The organism is Zhouia spongiae (genome assembly GCF_022760175.1).
Taxonomy (GTDB): Bacteria; Bacteroidota; Bacteroidia; order Flavobacteriales; family Flavobacteriaceae; genus Zhouia; species Zhouia spongiae.
This window is the reverse complement of the sequence record NZ_CP094326.1, coordinates 1,300,803-1,321,170: the sequence shown is the minus strand read 5'-3', so window position 1 is coordinate 1,321,170 and position 20,368 is coordinate 1,300,803. Positions and strand designations below refer to the sequence as shown.

The following is a 20,368-nucleotide window of genomic DNA, read 5'->3' as shown; positions in this document are numbered from 1 at the left end:
ACATTATGAGAAAAATAATAGCTTATGAATTCCTTACCATAGATGGCTATATGGCAGGACGGGAAGGACAGGAAATGGATTTTGTTACCAGAAATTTCTTGAACGAAATGGAGTCTGATATTGCTAAGGAATATAAAGATGTAGACACTTTTTTATTTGGCCGGGTTACCTATGAGAGCCTTTCTAATTATTGGCCAAATGTTACCATAAAAGAGGAGCCTTTAGCAGATTTAATGAATAATATGAGTAAAATTGTCTTCTCTAAAACAACTACCGATTTGAAATGGAAAAACTCAAGGCAATCAACAAAAAAACTCCTTGAAGAGGTAGAAGGAAAAAATGTTATGATTATAGGAAGTGCAAGTATTGTGCAGGAATTAACCGAAAGGAGATTAATTGACGAGTATAAAATTTTGTTTTTCCCTTTAATTTCAGGTGGAGGTAAATCGCTGTTCAGACAACTAAATGAGGGGATCCCCTTAAAGTCAATCGATTCAAAAATTTACAATAATGGAGTTTTACTATTAACATATTCAAAGCATTAAACTTGTTTGAAATACTACATGGTCCTTGTAGAATTAAGACTATCATACCATGTCTGATCAAGAACTCACGAAGAATAGCATAAAAATTGAGGGGGATCGCTCTTAAATTATATACCAATTGCTATACAACTACGGTTTTAATTTATCAGACTCTCATTGCCTGTGTAATACGAAATATTATCTTTGATTCTCAGGATTGAAACTCATGAAAAAGCTGTTAGTAAATTCTATTTCCAAGCATGTAAAGCTGAGCTCCGAAGAACAAACCCTATTTGAAAGTTTCTGGATTGAAAAAACATTAGAAAAAGGAGATTATCTTTTAAGAAATGGTGAAATCTGCAGAACAGATAATTTTGTTGTTCAAGGTACATTAAAAGCTTTTTATATAGATTCCGAAACTGGTAAAGAAGAGATTCTGTATTTTGCTATAGATAACTGGTGGGCAACAGATATTGACAGCTTTCAAAAACAAAATCCATCTATCTATAATATTCAGGCTATTGAAAAGACCGTATTATTACAAATCGGACATCTCTCGTTTCAGAAAATGTTGAAACAAATTCCAAAACTTGAACGTTTTTTCAGAATTATTCTGGAATCATACCTTGGAAGTCTGCAGAGAAGGATAATTCTTGCCAACGTATTTGATGCAGAACAACGTTATTTTAACTTTTTAAACGAATACCCGAAGGTAGCAGACAAAGTTCCCCAGTATCTGATCGCCTCCTACCTTGGTATTTCTGCTGAGTTTTTGAGTAGAATTCGTAAAAAACATAAACCACATTGAACCAGATCAATTTTTTTCATTTTTCGGGTAACGAACTTTGCAATGCAATTTAAATTACAAGAAAATGAATAAAGTACTTATTATTAATGCAAGTGTCAGAGGCGAAAAATCTCATAGTCGTAAACTAACAAATCTATTTGTTGAAAACTGGAAAAAGAAAAATCCTGAAGATCATATTTCCTTCAGAGAGGTCGGACTGGAACATATACCTCCTATTAATGAGGCATGGATAGCCAGTGCCTTTATCAGTCCGAAAAACAGGAATAAAGAGAACCAGACAGGCGTTACCTTAAGTGACAATTTGGTTAAAGAATTTAAAGAACATAATATTTATGTTATCGGAACTCCCATGTACAATTGGTCTATTCCGAGCGGACTAAAATCTTATATTGATCAACTTATGAGAATTAATGAAACATGGAAATTTCGTTCTGGCAAACCTGACGGTGATTATATAGGGCTCCTTCAAAATAAAAAGTTATTTATCTTATCGAGCCGGGGAGATACGGGATATGGGGAAAATGAAAAGAATGAGCATATGAATTTCCAGACAACATACTTAAAATTTGTATTCGGGATCATGGGTATTGAAGATATTACTACCATATCATTAGATAATGAAGAATTTGGTGGGGACATTTTTGAAAGCTCCAAACTAAAAATCTATCAAGAGATTAAACAGATATAAAACACATCTTTACCAATAACAGGAAAACCCGAGAAACAACATTTGCTCTATACACAGACAAACTCGGGTTTACTCGGTAATTAAGGTTAAATTCCGATTAGATTAGGGCACTAATCCTGATGACTATGAAATGTTCCAAAGGAATTTTACAAGACCTTCGCTAAATGATTTTCAGGTTTTCCTCTTAACTCGAAGGACCTGAGATATTTACTCTGAAACCTCTTGAATTCGCGCCGAAGCAGTTACTTTTCAGCGTCCGTATAGACTGATAAATTAAAGAACTGTTCTCATTAATATCCTTGCAAGTATAATTTTGTTGCTATAACTTCTAATTTTCATATTGTAGATTTGGGAAGTCATAATTGTTTTTTACAGCTTATTTTTCAACAATACCTATAATTAACATTAATGACAATTCAATCAAAAAACTTAACAATCATCAAAACATGATACAAAAACTCATCGCAACCTTATTACTATTTACATTTACGATATCGAATACATTTTCTCAATCACCAGAAAAACAATTCGATCGACTATTACATCAGGAATATCCGGATGCAGCAACTGCTGCTTCAGCCCCGATTGCCGTCGACGGAGAAATTATTTATCAAAAATCATTCGGTAAAGCCAGTTTGAAGTTAAATGCTGACGCCACAATTAACAGTGTGTTTGAAATCGGGTCGGTTACCAAACAGTTTACTGCCGTTGCCATAATGATGCTTGCCGAACAAGGGAAATTAAATCTTGATGACAATATAACTACCTACTTTAAGGATTACCCAACCCACGGACATACCATAACTATAGATCAAATATTGTCGCATACATCGGGGCTTGCAAGTTTTACCTCCTCTGACGAATGGTATAATAACAGGTATAATGAAATGACCCAGGAGGAGCTTATGACCTTGTTTAAAAAGATGCCAATGCTTTTTGCTCCCGGTGAAAAATACCATTACAGCAATACAGGCTATTATCTTTTAGGGATGCTTATAGAAAAAGTATCAAATAAATCATATAGCGAATTCATTGAAGAAAACATCTTCGACAAGGCAGGCATGAAAAACTCTTCTTTTATGTCCAGACATAAAATTATACCAAACAGGGCCACCGGACATGATAAGATAAAAGATGAATTCGTTAAAGCGGATGAAATGCTATATACACATGCGTACAGCGCCGGAGCCATTTTATCTACAACCTATGACCTGTACCTGTGGAACAGGGCCATACGAAACAATACCCTTATAAGTAAAGAAAGTAAGAAAAAAGCCTTTACGAATTATAAACTGTCAAACGGAAAGTACGCGAACTATGGCTATGGCTGGGCTGTAGACGGGGTAAACGGGGTTCCTTCCATAGAACACAATGGCGGATCTTTTGGTTTTTTAAGCAATACTATTTACCTGCCCGAAGAAGATATTTTTGTTGTGGTGCTCTCTAATTGTGTTTGTAGCGCTACTGATTTTGTGTCGACTAAAATGGCTGCTATCGCACTCAATAAACCTTACCCGGACACCCCTTCAAAAGCAGCTAAAATCAACTCGGATTTTGCAGCAAAATTTGCCGGGACCTACAGCTTTGATGATGGTTCTACAAGAACCATATCGTTTGAGAACAACGCTCTTTACAGTCAACTGGGCAACAGAAGCAAGTTAAAGTTATTCCAGGTTGATAAAAACACCTATCAGTTCGAAAACATGTTTGCCCGGATACTCTTTAAAAAGGCTAAAAACAACACCGCTACGATTCTATTTAAAAACAGAATCTATGAAACAATCGGGGAAAAGGTTAAAATAGATAGTCTCCGTAAACAGCTAACTTATACAAGTCAAAAAAAGCCCTGATGGGCTTTTTTAATTAATCCTGACGGATAAACTCCATTTTATAATCTGTTGTGGCCACTTTCATCAGGGCGCTATAGATATAGTTACATACTTTTTCCTGTCCGGGAAAATTAATCAGGTCTATGGTATCTTCTGTCGTATGATATTGCGGATGTCCTCCGGTATGGATTCCCATTACTGAAATGTCTTTCTTATAGAACGAAACATGGTCTGAACCGCCTACAGACCCTGCATGTGCAAAAACGGTAAGCCCTAAAGGTTCTCCCAGGCTTTTCATCAGCTCTACACCTCCCGGGAATGTTCCGGCACCTCCCATATACACATGGTTTTCATTATTTAGCCGACCGACCATATCCATATTGATCATCAGTTTGATCTGCGATAATGGCACTACGGGGTTTTCTGTAAAATATTTACTTCCCAATAGTCCCTGCTCTTCAGCTCCGAAGGCAAGCAATAATACACTTCGCTTTAATAAATGCCGGTTGGCAGCAATCTTTTCGCCTATCTCTAACAATGCCGAAGTTCCGCTGGCATTATCGTCTGCACCATTGTGTATTCCTTCATGGTCTGATTTAGATGAAGGGCCACCCATTCCCAAGTGATCGTAATGCGCGCCTAATACGATAAACTCATCTTTTAGTACCGGGTCATTTCCTTCTATATACCCGATAACATTCCATGTATTTACATCGGGCCTGGGCGCCACGTCCTTTTTAACCCTTAACCTGGCGGTAAACCCCTGTTTATACGAATTACCATAAGGCGTTATCCCGGATTTTTTGAATTCCTTTATGATATACTTCACTACCCTCTTATTAGCTTTTGTTCCCGGGTATCTCCCTGCATTTTTATCAGAGCTTAAAAATTCAATATGCCCTTTCAGCTCCGGTTGGGTAATATCGTTCTGAGCTGTCATTGCATTTGATAACAACAAAAGTGTTGCTGTAAAAAGTATATGCTTCATCATTAAATCTTGTTTGTTAATTTAAAGATTTCAAAAATAAGAATCCTATGGGGATAGAGTCCTATAGTTTTCATAATTTAAACGCATGAACACATATATTTTATTACTACGCGGTATCAATGTCGGGGGACATCGGAAAATTAAAATGGCTGCGCTTAAAACACTGCTTGCCACACTACACCTGGAGGATATAAAAACCTATATACAAAGCGGCAATGTGGTTTTCAGGTCGGCTGAAAAAGCCGATGTACTCCAGGTTGCCATTGAAAGAAGTATTGCCACTCATTTTGGCTTCGAGGTGAAGACTCACATTATAGACCTAGTTAAGCTGAAGGAAATATACACCCAAAACCCTTTTGTTTCAAGATCCGAAGATATTAATAAACTGTACTGTACTTTCCTTTTTGATAATCCTGAACCTGATAAAATGGAGACCTTAAAAGCCGTTGAAGCTAAAGACGATGAATTTATCGACCGGGACAACATCTTGTATTTCTGTTACCACAACGGCTACGGAAAAGCCAAAATAGCGAATCCGTTCATCGAGCAAAAATTAAAAGTATATGCCACGACCCGCAATTGGAAAACGATGACGAAACTGCTTGAAATGGCTTCCGGATAATATTCGATACATTTGCAAAAAATTGTTATGCTGGCGGTAAAGAACATTTCTTTTGCTTACGAAAAGAAAAAAGTCCTGAAAGGGATCAGGCTCACGGCTGAGAAGGGCGAGAATATAGCCATTGTCGGAGAGAGCGGCTGTGGAAAAAGCACCTTACTCAAACTGATCTATGGGCTGTTAGCGCCTGAAAAGGGGGAAATATACTGGAATGACAAAAAATTATTGGGCCCTGATTATAACCTGGTACCGGGAGAACCCTTTATGAAGTATGTAGCACAGGACTTCGACCTGATGCCTTTTATAACCGTGGAAGAGAATATTGGAAAATTCTTGTCGAATTTCTATCCCGGAAAGAAAAAGAAACGTACCAGAGAGTTATTGCAGCTGGTAGAGATGACCCCGTTTGCCAAAACCAAAGCCAAATTTTTAAGCGGCGGACAAATGCAGCGGGTGGCTCTGGCCCAGGCCATAGCCAGGAAACCAGAACTTATATTGCTGGATGAACCTTTTAGCAACATCGATAATTTCAGGAAGAACAACCTGCGAAGAAAGCTGTTCGGTTATTTTAAAGAACATCGGATAACCTGTATCGTGGCTACCCACGACAATGACGATTCGTTAAGTTATGCCGATAAAACGATTATATTAAAATCGGGCAAGATCGTAGCCCAGGGATCGCCCGAAGCCCTTTATAAAAACCCGGGGGATTATTATACCGCTTCTATATTTGGCGACGTGAATGAACTTCCTCTTTCTTTGTTTGAAGCAAACAACAACGGAGCCCGTATCTTGTTATACCCGCATGAAATAAAGGCCACTGATGGCTCCGGAATCCGGGCAAAAGTGGCAAACAGCTTCTTTAAGGGGCCGGAATACCTTGTAAAAGCCGTCTGTGAAGGCATTGACATCTATTTTCAACACCACTCTGAACTAGATAAAGGAGAAGAAATAAACCTGGCTGTAAATGCCGGACTTATTAAAAACCGCATATAAAAAAAGCCGCCATGTAACGGCAGCTTTTTAAATTCACACATGTTTTTGCTAACTATACCTTCAACTAATTTTCAAGTTGTTTTGTATAGGTGTAGGTTATTGTCGTTTCCACAACCTTTCCGCTTACATCAGTAATCTTTACTGTATTCGTAAACGATATACTGTTGTTTTCAGCATCAACATCAATATTGGCCGTTTGTAAAGAACAATAATAAACCTGGCTTAATTGCTCGCCTTCTAACTTCCAGCTACCTTCAACTTTTCCTTTGTTAGAACATTCTTCAGCGTTGTTCCCTTGTTGAAATGTAAAACTTCTGTCTGTCCCAAAGGTATACGATGCATCGTTCTGGCAGTCTGATTGCTGCGCATAAATGTCTGTAGACGGGTTGTCCTCCTCATCGTCGGTCAGGTCAACTTCTTCTTCAGCAACAATTGCCGAAAGGCTCCAGTCACCCACCAAGGTTCCTTCTGAAGCTGTTAATTCACCTGTAAAATCTTCCGGACAACTAACATCGTCGTTCGAATTACAGCTTAACATAACTCCGCCAAGCATAAGTAGTGAAAGTAAGGATACTGTTTTTAATTTCATCATTGCAATTTTTAAGATTTGTTATTCACTTACAAGACTATTGAACCGGTAAAAGGTTGCGTAATAAGCTCAAAAAAATCTATAAAAAATGCCGATAGCACACTAACACCCTGATAATGAACGTCTATTCGTTTTCAGAAATTCTAAAATTCCCGAAGAATGCCTTAGCTCCTTTTTTATAATCATACGGAGCCGTTATATAAAAATATTTGGGCGTGTTCTTTAAAAACATTTGAGTATCGAGAAGTTTAGATTTATCCAAATAAATCCTCATCTGTTCACCTTCGACAGCGATCGACACATGAATAACTGCATTTGAATACTTTGCCAGAGGAAAGTCTAATGTATTATATTTGTCAGTATCACTACTGGAGTGTGTTATATCCTGGTTCCAGAAATGTAATCTTGTAGAGGTAACACTTCCATTGTTAACCCCGTCTGTAATGCTTCTTCTTACGCTGTTATCGCGGGCAAACCCAAAACTCATTTCTCCCATGTCAGAAGCGACATCACTTCGGGTCACAATATCAAATTCAATAGTGAAGTTCTGAGGTAATACCATCAGGCTATCCAATTTATACGTCGAATTCGGTTCCATTTTCAGCCAGTTTCCTTCCAGTCCATCTATCGTAACAACAGAACCGTTTCCTGAGGACTTCCAGTTAGAAGGCATCAGTCCCTGCCTCTCTCCTTCAAAATTATCTTCAAAGGCTACCTTTTTCCCGGGGATAAAAGAAAATACCTCTTCTATATACGGCACGCCGCCTTTATCGTTACTTTCTGAAGTCGTGGCTCCGTAGGAAGTGTTTTTCCCGTTAAGGATCTCATCGGCTTTATCTTCCACCTTCTTTTCGACCTTGCTTTTAATTTTCTTCCAAAGCTGAGCCTGCATATCCTGCACACTGAAAAAACTCAGGCAGCTTATCATGCCTATAGTTAGAAAGGTAGTTTTTTTCATACGTTTCATCATTGATTTCATTAAAGTTTACGAACAAAATTATTGCATAAAACATGCCTCAACAGTACCGTGAATCCCTATTTTAGAATCCGGGAGTGTTTACTGAGAATACGAATATACCTGCCGAGAAATCGGCTTACAGGGTATCGAAATACGCAAGTAATCCGGAACGCTTCCTTCCTGAAACAGGGATCTTTTCATTATTGACAAGCTGCAGGTGATCCTGGGTTTTCCTGAAGGTTTTTACATAAGAAAGGTTGACCAGGTACGATTGGTGTACTCTTAAAAACCCGGCAGCAGACAAGTTTTCTTCGAATTTTTTCAGTGATTGGGCCATCATGACACTTTCGCCATCGGCCAGATAAAGTATCGTATAGTTATTATCAGCCTGAAGATATAATATCTCGCTTAGTTTAACCACATGAATGGCATCCTGGGTCTTCAATACAATTTTCTTATCTTCTTTTACGGTTGTCTCCTTAGTATTCTGAAAAAAGGCTTCCAGTTTTTTAAAATAGGCTTCTTCTTCTAGCTGTTGCATTACCTTATTGACCGTTTCGCACAGCTGTTTGGGCAGAAACGGCTTTAAAAGAAAATCGAGGGCACTGTATTTAAAGGCTTCAATGGCATAATGTGCATGTGCCGTTATAAAAATAACTTTAAACCCTTTCTCCCTATTGGTATAAAAATCTTCCAAAAGCTCAAAAGAATTACCATCGGGTAAATTTATGTCGAACAGGAGCAGTTCGGGCTGATGCTTATAAAACATCAAAGCCGCTTCTTTCAGGTTTCCTGCTACATAAACAGTCATTTCGGGGTACTGCTCGTTTAAGATCTTCTTTATGCCTTCCTGTAAAACAGCATCGTCTTCAAGCAACAAACACGAAATAGTTCTCATGGTGTTTTTCATCAGTTCAATAAAGGTATTTTAATTGAAACCCGGGCTCCGGGATACAAGCTGTCATCGGAATGGTTATCAATTTTCAGAAGAAGTTTCTCCTTATGTGTTTTATTAAAGGTCTGTATCCGCTTCCGGATTATATCCATCCCCATAGAAGTGTACATTCCGTTTTTGCCGGTTCTTTGATCCGGAAATATCCCGCTGCCGTTATCTGCTATGGTAACCGCCAGCACATCATTGGTCATCAATTCAAATTTCACCAATATCATCCCGCCTTCCTTGTTCTTAATACCATGCATCACCGCATTTTCGACAAACGGCTGGATGAGCATTCCCGGCAGTTCTATGTCCGGCAGTGCTTCTTCAGGGATGTTTTCGGTTCGTATTTTATATTGAAAACCACTTTTCGTACCTGCTTGCTGTAACAATAAATAATTTTCGAGAATATCTATTTCCTGATCCAGGGAGATGTATTCTTTGTCCGAACTTTCCAGCACCCCCCTGATCAGTTTGCCGAAGCTGTGCAGGTATTCCATGGAGCTTTCGACCTTATTAAGAAAAAGAAAGCTCTGCACGCTTTGGAGGGCATTAAATATAAAGTGCGGACTTAATTGGGTTAACAGCAGTTTTTGCTGTAACGAGGCTCTTTGCAACTCTTGCCCGGCATTTTTCTGCTTTAACCACACATAAACGATCCCTGCCATTAAACACAGCAGTACAAGCACAAAAGCACCCAGATATTTTTGTTGCCGGATCACTGTTTTCTGTAATTTATTTTCTACCTCCAGAGATTCTATTTCCAACTGCTTCTGAGCCGACCGGTATTTTTCTTCCAGTTCTGCGATTTTCCCGTTAAAATCTTCCGCTTTGATCGAGTCTTTAACTGCATCATATTTCTCAAAATATACCAGTGCTTCCTTATTATTTCCTATGTCGGCAAAGAGGTTCCTGAGGTTTTTATACAGTTGTTCTTTTTCCTGCAATGAAGCCCCCTCCAATGCCCTTTGATAGTAAACCCTTGCTTTCTCAAATTTACCTAATTGATGATAAGCATAACCGATATTGTTGAATACAATTGTATGCTCTTTACTTTGGATCTCTTCTTTAATGGCCAGCCCCGCCAATCCGGATTTCAATGCTTTATCCCATCTTTTCTGCCTAAGATAGAAATCACATTGATTGGTATACAGCACCGATTTTACATAGGGATTTTGCAATTCGTCAGATAATTGTATCGCCTTGTTTAGGCATGCTTCCGCTTTTTGATCTTCGTTCAGGTTTACATACACCCCGTAACTATTGCTAAGAATGCTCAGCAGTAAGTTTCCTTCGGCTTCAGGGAGTGCTTCTTCAAAGAATTGTTTCGCTTTTTCGTACTGCTTTAAATGAGAATGGACTATGGCCAGATTATTTAATATCTTGATCCTTTCCATGCCCCTTGTCCCTGTGGGGAGATATGACAAGCCTTTAAAATAAAAATGCACTGCGGAATCAAGTTCCTTTTTATACAGACGGACACTCCCGAGTCCGTTGCAGGCCAGAGCCAGCAAAGCTGAATCATTTTGCTGAAGCCCGTGCTGATAGACCGTATTAAAATCTTCAGCCGCCTTCTGAAATTTCCCGAGCCTCATCAGGCTGTCGCCACGCTTTTGAATCCCTGCAAAGGACTTTTCAATAGTGGTCTGAAAAGCAAGAGCAGAAAACATTTGAAAAATCAATGCAGAAAATAGCACATGTCGGGTAATTCCCATAAGAAAGATCCTCATATATTGGTGGGCAAAATTAATTTAATCCACCGTCGAAAACAATCATTTATAACAAGAACTTCCTTATTTATCGCTTTTCTTTTCGAGGCTGAACGGACCGTAATTTTCCATTTGGTGAACGATCCATTCTTTTCTTGACCGAATGTAAGAAGTTGCCGGACTGGCTCTGTACTTTCGGGGGTTAGGAAGTATTGCTGCCAGGGCCGCAGCTTCATACCTGGTAAGCTTCCCGGCCGATTTATTGAACCAATACCAACTGGCGGCTTCGGCTCCATACACCCCGTCGCCCATTTCTATACTGTTCAGGTATACCTCCAGGATACGTTCTTTAGACCAGCATAATTCTATTAAAAATGTAAAATAGACCTCAAGGCCCTTTCTCACCCAGCTACGCTTAGGCCACAAAAAAACATTTTTGGCTGTTTGCTGGCTTATGGTACTGGCTCCTTTTATACGTTCTCGCTTTTTATTTTTTTTGAAGGCTTTTTCTATAGCCTCCATATCAAAACCGTTATGATTTAAAAACTTCTGGTCCTCACTGCAAATAACTGCCAGCTGCAGATTTTCGGATATACTTTCGATGGGTACCCATTGGTGTTTCCATACGACTGCCCCTCCCGCCTGTTTTTGTTCTATATTCCGTATCACCATTAACGGTGTAACAGGCACGGGCAACCATTTGTATGCAAGCACAAAGAACACGGATATCACGACAAGCCATAAAAGTGTCTTGAAAAGAAACCTGAAAAATTTTTTAATCATTGATTTGAGTTAAGTTAGCCAAGTCCGCACCTATTTGAGCCCCTATTGCAACCCCCATGCCTCCTAACCTCACTCCGCAATACACATTGTCCGAAAGCTGTCTGACGATAGGTTTTTTAACGGGACCCACTCCCATTATACCGCTCCAGCGATGCGCTATCTCAAAAGGTGTTTCAGGCAAGATAGTCGTTTTTAAAAGTGCTTCCAACTTATTCTGGATAAGAGGGGTTTCTCCGAAGGATGTTGTTGTTTCACCTTCCATATCCAGGTTTCTGCCACCACCGAACAATACCCTTCCGTTGATATTTCTAAAATAGTAAAACCCTTTATCGAGATGAAAGGTCCCTTTAAAAGGAAGAGCTTTAATCGGTTTGGTTATGAGTACCTGAGCCCTGGCCGGTTTTACATCTATACTGAGCAGACTTTCAGTAAAACCATTGGTGGCTATTAAAAGTTTTTTTGTTCTCAAGGCGAAGTGATCTGTAACCACACTTACTTCATTGCCCTGGTCTTCAAAGCCCGATACTTTTATTGAATTCAAGATATGGATATGTTTTTTGGCACATTCTTTCAACAATACATCCATCATCTTGCCGGTATCTATCTGCCCTTCAAACCGGTTAAAGATCAGATACTCCTGAACTCCCCGAAAGCAGAAGTCATTCTTCCTGACCTTGAACACTCCTTGTTTAAAATAAGGTTTAAGCAACTTATTTATCCGTTTCCGGTTTTCAAGGCACGACTCAAAGAACTCTCCTTGCTGTTTTAAAAAAACCTCGTATCCTCCATGATTTTTATAGCGAATATTTTTTGAGCCTAAATTCTTTTTCAGAAGCTTTAGCCCCTCATACCTCATTTTCACCAATTGAAGCATTTCTTCTTCGGTATGGAAATTCAGATCGTCCAACAACTCCGATAAGCTTCCAAAACAGGCAAAACCAGCATTTCTGGTACTTGCTCCCTGGGGCAAGATTCCTTTTTCCAACACCAGTACAGAAGCCTTCGGGTATAAGCTGCGTAGCATTAAGGCGCTGTTCAGTCCTACGATGCCACTACCAACGATTATAAAATCAATTTTAGAAAACCACTGCTTTATTTCCCAATAGCTATAGTTCATATTTCAACCGGTATCAATTACACATCGCTTAACCCGGTGATCAAAGTCTCCCGACTCTCCCAGGTGGTTTACTCGATTATCGATATTTAAATGCTCCGACACTTACCCTTGTGAAATGTTCCTAAAGGAATTTCACGGGGCTTGCGTCGAGGTGGTTTATTAAATGTAGGCAAATATTCAAATAATACGCTCAACCGTTAGATAATTTATATTTATTCTATTTTCTGAATGGTTATCGGCGTTCCGTTAAAATACACGGTATCGTTTACCGACCTGTTAAGTAACAACCGACCGACGGGGGTTTGTAATGAAATGGCATAAAAAGAGGTCTCATCAACATTAACCAGGCCTGCGCTGATGCTAAGAAAATAGTTCGCCTTATCTGTATAGACTATACTGCCCAAGGATGCCTGAGAACTTTTTTTTTCGGGATCGATCTTTGCCAGCACTGCTTTAAGTTTTTCCAGTTCAGCCAGTTGTTGTCCTATTTTCTCACGTTCCAGATGCATCATGGCCCTTCCGGTTTCGTGCTTATCTCCGGCACTGCTTTTGGTTTCGGACTGTAAACCTTCTTCCAGCTCATGTATTTGCCTTGTAAGCACCGAAAGCCTACGATTAACAAATAACGTGCATTCCCTGTATACATCTCTCTTTATCATTTTATAAATATATTTTGAAACCCCTTAAAAACAAAAAAGGAGCTTAAAAAAGCTCCTTGTAAAAAATAAGTTGTATCCTGTTTATTCCTGAGGCTTCATTTTGAAGTCTTCCATAAACTTGGTGGTATAGTTCCCTGCTATAAAATCAGGATCGTCCATAAGTTGCCTGTGGAACGGAATTGTAGTTTTAATACCTTCGATAACAAACTCATCGAGTGCACGCTTCATTTTATTGATAGCCTCTTCTCTTGTCTGAGCCGTTGTGATCAGTTTTGCGATCATTGAATCATAATTCGGCGGAATCACATAACCTCCGTAGACGTGGGTATCCAAGCGAACTCCATGACCTCCCGGTGCATGTAAGGTTGTAATCCTGCCAGGTGATGGTCTGAAATCGTTATATGGATCTTCGGCGTTGATACGACATTCCATAGAGTGAAGCTTTGGCGTATAGTTCTTACCTGAGATCGGCACTCCCGCAGCAACCAATATTTGCTCGCGAATCAGATCGTAATCTATTACCTGTTCCGTAATCGGGTGCTCTACCTGAATACGGGTATTCATTTCCATAAAATAGAAATTACGGTGCTTATCAACTAAAAACTCAACGGTTCCGGCGCCTTCATACTTAATGTATTCTGCCGCTTTTACAGCCGCTTTACCCATAGCATCACGCAACTCATCGGTCATGAACGGAGAAGGTGTTTCTTCCGTTAATTTTTGGTGACGTCGCTGAATAGAACAATCTCTTTCAGACAGGTGACACGCTTTTCCGTATTGGTCTCCGATGACCTGGATCTCTATGTGGCGGGGTTCTTCGATAAGCTTCTCCATATACATCCCGTCATTACCAAAAGCGGCCGCAGCTTCCTGCTTGGCGCTTTCAAAAGCTTTTTCGATATCTTCTTCTTTCCAGACAGCACGCATTCCCTTACCACCTCCACCGGCGGTAGCTTTCAGCATTACAGGATAACCTACTTCCTTAGCCAGTTTTTTAGTCTCTTCTATAGAACCCAATAATCCTTCCGAACCGGGTACAACAGGTACTCCTGCTTCAATCATGGTTTCTTTTGCCGTAGCCTTGTCTCCCATGCGGTCTATTTGCTCTGCTGAAGCACCGATAAATTTAATATCATGCTCTTCACAGATCTTGGAAAACCTTGAGTTTTCAGAAAGGAACCCGTAACCGGGGTGGATAGCATCAGCATTTGTAATCTCTGCTGCTGCAATTATATTGGGGATCTTTAAATAAGAATCTTTACTTGGTGCCGGTCCTATACAAACAGCCTCATCGGCAAAACGAACATGCAGGCTCTCGGCATCTGCGGTAGAATACACAGCTACGGTTTTAATTCCCATTTCTTTACAGGTTCTTATAACGCGCAGTGCTATTTCACCTCGGTTTGCTATTAGTATCTTTTTAAACATAGTGTCCAAATTTTAAATCTCAAAAATCAAATTCCAAAGGATTGGGATCTGGAGTTTGGGAATTGTGATTTAACTATTAAGAAGGGTCTACTAAAAACAAAGGTTGATCAAATTCAACAGGTGAAGAATCGTCAACCAATACTTTTACAATCTTTCCGGAAACTTCAGATTCAATTTCATTAAAAAGTTTCATTGCCTCGATCACACAAAGCACATCTCCTTTTCCAATAGAATCCCCGACCTCTACAAAAGCAGGTTTATCTGGAGCCGGTTTTCTGTAGAAAGTACCGATGATAGGCGATTTAACCGTAATGTATTTACTATTCTCCTCTTCATTATTAGCTGGGGCAGTTTCTACCGGCTGTACAGGTGTATGAGCTGTAGGCTGCTGAGCAATCGGAGCGTGCGGTTGTGCCACTTGGTGAGCTCCCATTGGGATTTGTTGCAAAATCGTGGTCTCTCCTTTTTCTTCTGATCCTGTTTTAATTGTAATTTTAACGTCATCCATTTCAAGTTTCACTTCACTTGCACCGGACTTCGCTACGAATTTAATTAAGTTTTGAATATCTTTTAACTCCATGACGTAGGTTTTGTTAGTTTCTAGTTGTTATTAGAATTATATGCCCATTTTAAATAAATAGACCCCCAGGTAAATCCGCCTCCAAAGGCTGCAAAAACCAGGTTATCTCCTTTTTTCAATTGTTTCTCGTAATCATTCAATAATAACGGAAGTGTAGCAGAAGTCGTATTTCCGTACTTATGAATATTAACCATCACTTTTGATTCTTCAACGCCCATTCTGTTCGCAGTGGCGTTAATGATACGCATATTTGCCTGATGTGGCACCAACCATTGTACCTCTTCTCTGGTAAGGTTGTTCCTTTCCATAATCTTGGCAGATACATCCGCCATATTTGAAACAGCAAACTTAAATACGGTTTTGCCATCCTGGAAAACATAATGTTTTTTATTTTTCACTGTCTCTTCAGAAGCCGGAAGTATCGATCCGCCTGCTTCTATCCTTAAGAAGTCGCGCCCCTGGCCATCGCTTCTTAAAAACTCATCCTGAAACCCTAATCCTTCTTCGTTGGGTTCAAATAAAACAGCCCCGGCCCCGTCGCCGAAAATAATACAGGTAGTCCTGTCTGTATAATCTATAATAGAAGACATTTTATCTGCTCCTATCAGCAATACTTTTTTATACCTTCCCGATTCTATATAGCTGGCAGCCGTCGACATTCCGTACAAGAAGCTCGAACATGCTGCCTGCAAATCGTAGGCAAAGGCATTTTTTGCCCCAATACTACTTGCTACGAATGCTGCGGTAGCTGCTACCGGCAAATCGGGAGTAGCTGTTGCAACTAAAACTAAATCTATATCTTCCGGGTGTAAGCCTTTTTTCTGAATAAGGTCTTCGGCGGCTTTAATGGCAAGAAAAGAAGTTCCTTTACCTTCCTCTTTAAGAATACGTCTTTCTTTAATACCTGTTCTGGTTGTTATCCATTCGTCATTTGTGTCAACCATCTCTTCAAGCATTTTATTGGTCAACACGTGCTCCGGTACATACGCTCCTACAGCTGTAATGGCTGCTGTTATTTTATTCATAACACAGTTTTATATTACTAAACGTGCAAAAATGTGCAAAAATTGGTTTAAAATACTAATTTCTGCCCGATTTTTGTTGCAAAATAGGTTGATTTTAACTTTTAGAAAAGTTTTTTCAACAAAAAAAACTCTCACCTTTGGAGTGAGAGTTGAAGTTCTCTATGAAATCGCGTTATGCAACTTCTTCAGTTGTATTGTCGATTAACACTTTTCCTCTGTAGTACAGTTTACCTTCATGCCAGTGTGCTCTGTGGTAAAGGTGCGATTCACCTGTCGTTTTATCTACAGCAATCTGAGGAGCTGTCGCTTTGTAATGCGTTCTTCTCTTATCTCTTCTAGTGCTTGACTGTCTTCTTTTAGGATGTGCCATTTTTCAATCTTATTTATCCGTTAATAGCTTTTTTAAAGTATCCCAACGAGGATCTATTTCTTTATTATTGTTTTCGTTTTCTTCTTTTGGTTTTAGTTCTTCTAATCTTTCGACGATCTCAGATGATAATGTTCCGTCTTTAATACCCGGATGCACTCTCTTTACCGGCACCGACAAAACAATCATCTCATAGACATACTGAGCCACATTGATCTGATATTCCCCATGAGGGATGACCAACAACTCTTCATCTTCATCATTATATTCTTCCCCGTGTTTCACCACCAAATGCAATTTTCCGTTTACCGGAAGGTCAAATGGTTCGTTAGACAGGTCACAATCTACATTCACACTTCCCTTCGCAAGGAAGCTCAGCTCCAGCATATTGCTCTTTTTGTCCAGTTCAAGACTCACCTGAATGGCAGCTTTATTGAACTCATCGTAATCAAAAGATTCAAAGAACGCATTTTCAATTTGATAATCAAACTGATGCTTTGCTTCCTTTAATCCAACAAACGGAATATCAAACTCCTTGAACTTCTTCATTTTAGACATCAGTTTACCTCCGACAAATTTCGGGAGTGCAAAGATATAAATTTTTATTTACGACCATCATGTTATCAACATTTTTTTGTTTATAATTTAGAAGATAACTTTTTCAGGGGGTCCGAAGTTATCTCATTATATTCCAGTCGGTTCTTAAATATATGTATTGCCGTAAACAGTGCCTCTTTAAACGAACTGTCATCAGCCTTTCCTTTTCCGGCGATATCATAACCGGTACCATGATCCGGTGAGGTTCTGACCCTGTTCAGCCCTGCCGTGTAATTAACTCCGTGTCCGAAGGCAAGCGTTTTAAAAGGTATTAATCCCTGATCGTGGTAAGAAGCCAATACGGCATCGAACTTCTTATGAGCCCCCGTAGCAAAAAAGCTGTCTGCCGAATACGGGCCATATACCAGCACACCGCTTTCGTGAATTTCTTTAATGGCAGGTTTTAGCACCTCATCGTCTTCTTTTCCGATAACACCATGATCGCCTGCATGCGGATTCACCCCTAAAACAGCAATTTTCGGCCTTCTGATTCTAAAATCGCGAATAAGCGAATCGTTTATCTTGGCCACTTTTGTTTTAATCAGTTCAGGGGTAATATGCTTACTCACCTCAGTTACCGGCACATGGTCTGTAAGCAGCCCTACTTTAAGCTCATCGGAAACCATAAACATCAATGATTCTCCTCCCAGCTCTTTAGCCAGATAATCGGTGTGGCCCGGAAATTTAAAATCTTTCGACTGAATATTATGCTTGTTGATCGGTGCCGTAACCAGCACATCAACAGCCCCGGATTTTAATGCGCCGGTTGCTGCTTTTAATGAAAGAAAAGCATATTTCCCCGCCTCTTTGGTTTCTTTCCCAAACTCGACATTCGGAGCATCTTTCCAGACATTCAGCACATTTAATTTTCCCTCTACCGCCTGCGAAATATCATCTATACCGTTATAACTGGCCTGGATTTTAAAATATTTGCGTTGAAAAGAAATGGTTTTATTCGATGCAAAGATGACCGGTGTGCAGAACTCAAGCATCCTTGCATCTTCAAAAGTCTTTAAAATTATTTCTGTTCCTATTCCGTTAAGGTCTCCAATCGATATCCCAACTTTTATCAAAGATTCTTTCTTCATTACAAATTCAATATTTAATAGCTCTCTTTGTGCTTTGTTTTCTTTTTAGATAGGTATTATAGTACCTTTGTCTTAATTAAAGCACAATCCTTAAAAAACAAAATTAATTAATTCGTTCTAATTATGTTTACCGGAATAGTAGAAGAATTAGGAGTTATTAAAAACCTTCATCAGGAAAACGATAACTTACACATTACCGTAAAAAGCAATTTAACTCCCGAACTCAAGATAGACCAGAGTATTTCTCACAACGGGGTATGTTTAACCGTTGTCCACATCAACAACAATGAATATACCGTAACGGCCATAAAAGAAACCCTTGACAAAACAACCTTAGGCTCTTTGACAACGGGACAATCCGTAAACCTGGAACGGGCCATGAAACTTGGCGACCGGCTGGACGGACATATTGTTCAGGGGCATGTTGACCAGACCGGTACGTGCATTGCCATAGAGAATGAGAACGGCAGCTGGCGGTTTACTTTTGAATACGACCCCAAATTGAACAATATCACCATAGAAAAAGGTTCAATAACAGTAGACGGAACCAGTCTGACCGTTGTTGATTCGGGTAAGAACAATTTTAGCGTGGCCATTATCCCATACACCTACGAACACACTAATTTCAGGAACTACAAGACAGGCACTCAGGTTAATCTGGAATTTGATGTGATCGGAAAATATGTAAAACGACTACACGAGCTCAGCTAATCGGTCGTTTACAGCTTAGACAGGTCGGCTCTCAGACCTGTCCACTTTTCGATCAGTTCCACCACCTCCTTTTTCTTCCGGGGACTCATATTTTTTATTCTTGCCCCAAAATGATCTTCATCAGGAATCACAAATGCTTTTGAATTTACTTTTTTGGAAGGCTCCACCATATTGGCACTCCAGGTGTCATTTCCTCCATAAATATAGATGATATTATTCCCGTCTGTATGCAGCCATTTTAACAACTGCTTATTCAACTCATTCGAATAAGAGGCCTCCAGCCCCTTGGGCACAAATACCGCTGACGGATCGCTTTCAAAATAATCTAAATATTTCCGGAATGGTTTTATCTGATAGCCGTAATATCCGAGTTGAGTAGCGGACTGATAATAGTGCGGAGCATATTTCTTTATGGATTTATCGCTATAAAAAGCAATATCGGATACCGATAAAAAATGCTCGGTAACCCTGTCTATATTATTTAATTCCGGAATGGTATTACAAGAATACCCATACTGCCAGAAGGAAAAAGAATACTCTAATACCGCATACTCATACGCCTTTTCCATAGAACCCAGATAATCAAATGCGAGCCGGGCCCCTTTTGCATACCATTTTAACCTATTAAGAATATCGCTTTTATTTTTAAGTAAATAAATCTGGTATTCTTTAATCTTGCTACGGCATTCTTTTGTGCCTACTGTATCGAGAAACCTGAATACACGCTTATCTTTCAAATCATTGTTTACAGGGGCTACGTACGGGATTGAAACGGAAACATCGTCCGGGTAGAAATACTTATAGAATAAAGTCAGCTGTCCTCCCTTGCTAATTCCCGAACTGATCCAGGTACCTTTATACAATTTTTTAAACAACCGGTTAACAGCATGTAAATCTGCTGTTGCCTGCTCTAACGTCAGGTATTCAAACCCTTTCCCTACAGGGACGGACTCACCATAAAACCTGTGTTCAATATTAATATGGTTAGCATTGTATATCCGTTCCAGTTCGTTTGAGACTGCATACATCTCATACCCCTGGGTACTCATCAGGACAGGATTGTCAAAACTGGTATGCCGCAGCAAGACCTTCTGTTGAAAAAAACCTTGTAACGTATCGTTATGGTCTATCGGCTGCCTTATTTTCAACTCATACACATGAACTGAGGCATCTTCCGGCCCCATACGTTTATAAGTAATCCCTTCGAGGTTTCCTAAAGCACTTTCGATGGTGTTTCGGTTTTGAGACAAAACCGAATACATGCAGCAGAAACAAACAAAAAAAAGAAACGCTCTTTGTAATACCATGACTATAGGCTTCTACTCAGGGTCTGAGAATTTTGATCTATACAATAAGCCAATATAATCA

The 20,368-nt window shown here is 39.6% G+C and carries 22 protein-coding genes; 7 read left to right on the top strand and 15 right to left on the bottom strand.

The genetic code is table 11. The features are described from left to right. Nucleotides 1–5 precede the first annotated feature (5 nt). From MQE36_RS05685 to MQE36_RS05670, 4 genes are all read left to right on the top strand, one after another. Nucleotides 6–545 carry a dihydrofolate reductase family protein gene (locus tag MQE36_RS05685; protein WP_242938207.1) on the top strand — a complete coding sequence of 180 codons (540 nt, stop codon included), beginning with the start codon at nucleotides 6–8 and terminating at the stop codon, nucleotides 543–545. A 205-nt stretch (nucleotides 546–750) separates the two neighbouring features. Further along, entirely contained in the window at nucleotides 751–1,332 is a 582-nt protein-coding gene (locus MQE36_RS05680) for a Crp/Fnr family transcriptional regulator (RefSeq protein WP_242938206.1), read from the top strand. 64 nt (nucleotides 1,333–1,396) lie between these two features. Next, nucleotides 1,397–2,020 carry an FMN-dependent NADH-azoreductase gene (locus tag MQE36_RS05675; protein ID WP_242938205.1) on the top strand — a complete coding sequence of 208 codons (624 nt, stop codon included), beginning with the start codon at nucleotides 1,397–1,399 and terminating at the stop codon, nucleotides 2,018–2,020. 446 nt (nucleotides 2,021–2,466) lie between these two features. Further along, a complete protein-coding gene (locus MQE36_RS05670; RefSeq protein ID WP_242938204.1) occupies nucleotides 2,467–3,870 on the top strand; it encodes a serine hydrolase domain-containing protein in 1,404 nt (467 codons plus the stop codon). Between the two features lie 13 nt (nucleotides 3,871–3,883). On the opposite strand, the gene MQE36_RS05665 is transcribed toward MQE36_RS05670, so the two are convergent. Further along, on the bottom strand, nucleotides 3,884–4,840 hold the full coding sequence (locus tag MQE36_RS05665) for a M20/M25/M40 family metallo-hydrolase (RefSeq protein ID WP_242938203.1): 957 nt from the start codon (nucleotides 4,838–4,840) through the stop codon (nucleotides 3,884–3,886). Between the two features lie 82 nt (nucleotides 4,841–4,922). Between MQE36_RS05665 and MQE36_RS05660 the strand changes: the two genes are divergently transcribed. Both MQE36_RS05660 and MQE36_RS05655 read left to right on the top strand, forming a co-directional pair. After that, nucleotides 4,923–5,459, top strand: coding sequence for a DUF1697 domain-containing protein (locus MQE36_RS05660; RefSeq protein WP_242938202.1), 537 nt, complete (start codon nucleotides 4,923–4,925; stop codon nucleotides 5,457–5,459). Nucleotides 5,460–5,471: 12 nt separating this feature from the next. Next, entirely contained in the window at nucleotides 5,472–6,452 is a 981-nt protein-coding gene (locus tag MQE36_RS05655) for an ABC transporter ATP-binding protein (RefSeq protein ID WP_341461492.1), read from the top strand. Between the two features lie 64 nt (nucleotides 6,453–6,516). Here MQE36_RS05655 and MQE36_RS05650 read toward each other — a convergent pair whose 3' ends face one another. From MQE36_RS05650 to pdxA, 13 genes are all read right to left on the bottom strand, one after another. After that, the gene (locus tag MQE36_RS05650; RefSeq protein ID WP_242938201.1) at nucleotides 6,517–7,044 is read right to left on the bottom strand and encodes a DUF5004 domain-containing protein; all 528 of its coding nucleotides are present in this window, start codon (nucleotides 7,042–7,044) and stop codon (nucleotides 6,517–6,519) included. A 121-nt stretch (nucleotides 7,045–7,165) separates the two neighbouring features. Continuing rightward, nucleotides 7,166–7,999, bottom strand: a complete 834-nt coding sequence (locus MQE36_RS05645; RefSeq protein WP_242938200.1) for a hypothetical protein — start codon at nucleotides 7,997–7,999, stop codon at nucleotides 7,166–7,168. Nucleotides 8,000–8,135: 136 nt separating this feature from the next. After that, nucleotides 8,136–8,909 (bottom strand): LytR/AlgR family response regulator transcription factor, encoded by a 774-nt coding sequence (locus MQE36_RS05640; protein ID WP_242938199.1) that lies wholly within the window; start codon nucleotides 8,907–8,909, stop codon nucleotides 8,136–8,138. Beyond that, nucleotides 8,909–10,666: a tetratricopeptide repeat-containing sensor histidine kinase gene (locus MQE36_RS05635; RefSeq protein ID WP_242938198.1), complete on the bottom strand. Its 1,758-nt coding sequence runs from the start codon at nucleotides 10,664–10,666 to the stop codon at nucleotides 8,909–8,911. The genes MQE36_RS05640 and MQE36_RS05635 overlap by 1 nt, the downstream gene beginning before the upstream one ends. A gap of 63 nt (nucleotides 10,667–10,729) precedes the next feature. After that, nucleotides 10,730–11,428 carry a monofunctional biosynthetic peptidoglycan transglycosylase gene (gene mtgA, locus MQE36_RS05630; protein WP_242938197.1) on the bottom strand — a complete coding sequence of 233 codons (699 nt, stop codon included), beginning with the start codon at nucleotides 11,426–11,428 and terminating at the stop codon, nucleotides 10,730–10,732. Continuing rightward, on the bottom strand, nucleotides 11,421–12,545 hold the full coding sequence (locus MQE36_RS05625) for an NAD(P)/FAD-dependent oxidoreductase (protein ID WP_242938196.1): 1,125 nt from the start codon (nucleotides 12,543–12,545) through the stop codon (nucleotides 11,421–11,423). The genes mtgA and MQE36_RS05625 overlap by 8 nt, the downstream gene beginning before the upstream one ends. A 212-nt stretch (nucleotides 12,546–12,757) precedes the next feature. Then, a complete protein-coding gene (locus tag MQE36_RS05620; RefSeq protein ID WP_242938195.1) occupies nucleotides 12,758–13,204 on the bottom strand; it encodes a GreA/GreB family elongation factor in 447 nt (148 codons plus the stop codon). A gap of 81 nt (nucleotides 13,205–13,285) precedes the next feature. Continuing rightward, entirely contained in the window at nucleotides 13,286–14,632 is a 1,347-nt protein-coding gene (gene accC / locus MQE36_RS05615) for an acetyl-CoA carboxylase biotin carboxylase subunit (protein WP_242938194.1), read from the bottom strand. Nucleotides 14,633–14,708: 76 nt separating this feature from the next. Then, nucleotides 14,709–15,212 carry an acetyl-CoA carboxylase biotin carboxyl carrier protein gene (accB, locus tag MQE36_RS05610; RefSeq protein WP_242938193.1) on the bottom strand — a complete coding sequence of 168 codons (504 nt, stop codon included), beginning with the start codon at nucleotides 15,210–15,212 and terminating at the stop codon, nucleotides 14,709–14,711. A gap of 20 nt (nucleotides 15,213–15,232) precedes the next feature. Continuing rightward, on the bottom strand, nucleotides 15,233–16,237 hold the full coding sequence (locus MQE36_RS05605; protein ID WP_242938192.1) for a beta-ketoacyl-ACP synthase III: 1,005 nt from the start codon (nucleotides 16,235–16,237) through the stop codon (nucleotides 15,233–15,235). A gap of 172 nt (nucleotides 16,238–16,409) precedes the next feature. Beyond that, a complete protein-coding gene (rpmF, locus tag MQE36_RS05600) occupies nucleotides 16,410–16,607 on the bottom strand; it encodes a 50S ribosomal protein L32 (RefSeq protein WP_038267752.1) in 198 nt (65 codons plus the stop codon). Between the two features lie 9 nt (nucleotides 16,608–16,616). Next, on the bottom strand, nucleotides 16,617–17,153 hold the full coding sequence (locus MQE36_RS05595) for a YceD family protein (protein ID WP_242938191.1): 537 nt from the start codon (nucleotides 17,151–17,153) through the stop codon (nucleotides 16,617–16,619). An 89-nt stretch (nucleotides 17,154–17,242) separates the two neighbouring features. Beyond that, on the bottom strand, nucleotides 17,243–18,289 hold the full coding sequence (pdxA, locus tag MQE36_RS05590) for a 4-hydroxythreonine-4-phosphate dehydrogenase PdxA (protein WP_242938190.1): 1,047 nt from the start codon (nucleotides 18,287–18,289) through the stop codon (nucleotides 17,243–17,245). Nucleotides 18,290–18,412: 123 nt separating this feature from the next. On the opposite strand from pdxA, the gene MQE36_RS05585 reads away from it, so the two are divergent. After that, nucleotides 18,413–19,000, top strand: coding sequence for a riboflavin synthase (locus MQE36_RS05585; RefSeq protein ID WP_242938189.1), 588 nt, complete (start codon nucleotides 18,413–18,415; stop codon nucleotides 18,998–19,000). 8 nt (nucleotides 19,001–19,008) lie between these two features. On the opposite strand, the gene MQE36_RS05580 is transcribed toward MQE36_RS05585, so the two are convergent. Further along, complete coding sequence (locus tag MQE36_RS05580; protein ID WP_242938188.1) at nucleotides 19,009–20,262, bottom strand: S28 family serine protease; 1,254 nt, start codon at nucleotides 20,260–20,262, stop codon at nucleotides 19,009–19,011. Nucleotides 20,263–20,368 lie beyond the last annotated feature (106 nt).

What these genes read in the sequence shown, in the direction of transcription:
- MQE36_RS05685 (WP_242938207.1), top strand. Translation starts at nt 6, where the DNA reads ATGAGAAAAATAATAGCTTATGAATTCCTTACCATAGATGGCTATATG.
- MQE36_RS05680 (WP_242938206.1), top strand. Translation starts at nt 751, where the DNA reads ATGAAAAAGCTGTTAGTAAATTCTATTTCCAAGCATGTAAAGCTGAGC.
- MQE36_RS05675 (WP_242938205.1), top strand. Translation starts at nt 1,397, where the DNA reads ATGAATAAAGTACTTATTATTAATGCAAGTGTCAGAGGCGAAAAATCT.
- MQE36_RS05670 (WP_242938204.1), top strand. Translation starts at nt 2,467, where the DNA reads ATGATACAAAAACTCATCGCAACCTTATTACTATTTACATTTACGATA.
- MQE36_RS05665 (WP_242938203.1), bottom strand. Translation starts at nt 4,840, where the DNA reads ATGATGAAGCATATACTTTTTACAGCAACACTTTTGTTGTTATCAAAT.
- MQE36_RS05660 (WP_242938202.1), top strand. Translation starts at nt 4,923, where the DNA reads ATGAACACATATATTTTATTACTACGCGGTATCAATGTCGGGGGACAT.
- MQE36_RS05650 (WP_242938201.1), bottom strand. Translation starts at nt 7,044, where the DNA reads ATGATGAAATTAAAAACAGTATCCTTACTTTCACTACTTATGCTTGGC.
- MQE36_RS05645 (WP_242938200.1), bottom strand. Translation starts at nt 7,999, where the DNA reads ATGAAAAAAACTACCTTTCTAACTATAGGCATGATAAGCTGCCTGAGT.
- MQE36_RS05640 (WP_242938199.1), bottom strand. Translation starts at nt 8,909, where the DNA reads ATGAAAAACACCATGAGAACTATTTCGTGTTTGTTGCTTGAAGACGAT.
- MQE36_RS05635 (WP_242938198.1), bottom strand. Translation starts at nt 10,666, where the DNA reads ATGAGGATCTTTCTTATGGGAATTACCCGACATGTGCTATTTTCTGCA.
- mtgA (WP_242938197.1), bottom strand. Translation starts at nt 11,428, where the DNA reads ATGATTAAAAAATTTTTCAGGTTTCTTTTCAAGACACTTTTATGGCTT.
- MQE36_RS05625 (WP_242938196.1), bottom strand. Translation starts at nt 12,545, where the DNA reads ATGAACTATAGCTATTGGGAAATAAAGCAGTGGTTTTCTAAAATTGAT.
- MQE36_RS05620 (WP_242938195.1), bottom strand. Translation starts at nt 13,204, where the DNA reads ATGATAAAGAGAGATGTATACAGGGAATGCACGTTATTTGTTAATCGT.
- accC (WP_242938194.1), bottom strand. Translation starts at nt 14,632, where the DNA reads ATGTTTAAAAAGATACTAATAGCAAACCGAGGTGAAATAGCACTGCGC.
- accB (WP_242938193.1), bottom strand. Translation starts at nt 15,212, where the DNA reads ATGGAGTTAAAAGATATTCAAAACTTAATTAAATTCGTAGCGAAGTCC.
- MQE36_RS05605 (WP_242938192.1), bottom strand. Translation starts at nt 16,237, where the DNA reads ATGAATAAAATAACAGCAGCCATTACAGCTGTAGGAGCGTATGTACCG.
- rpmF (WP_038267752.1), bottom strand. Translation starts at nt 16,607, where the DNA reads ATGGCACATCCTAAAAGAAGACAGTCAAGCACTAGAAGAGATAAGAGA.
- MQE36_RS05595 (WP_242938191.1), bottom strand. Translation starts at nt 17,153, where the DNA reads ATGAAGAAGTTCAAGGAGTTTGATATTCCGTTTGTTGGATTAAAGGAA.
- pdxA (WP_242938190.1), bottom strand. Translation starts at nt 18,289, where the DNA reads ATGAAGAAAGAATCTTTGATAAAAGTTGGGATATCGATTGGAGACCTT.
- MQE36_RS05585 (WP_242938189.1), top strand. Translation starts at nt 18,413, where the DNA reads ATGTTTACCGGAATAGTAGAAGAATTAGGAGTTATTAAAAACCTTCAT.
- MQE36_RS05580 (WP_242938188.1), bottom strand. Translation starts at nt 20,262, where the DNA reads ATGTATTCGGTTTTGTCTCAAAACCGAAACACCATCGAAAGTGCTTTA.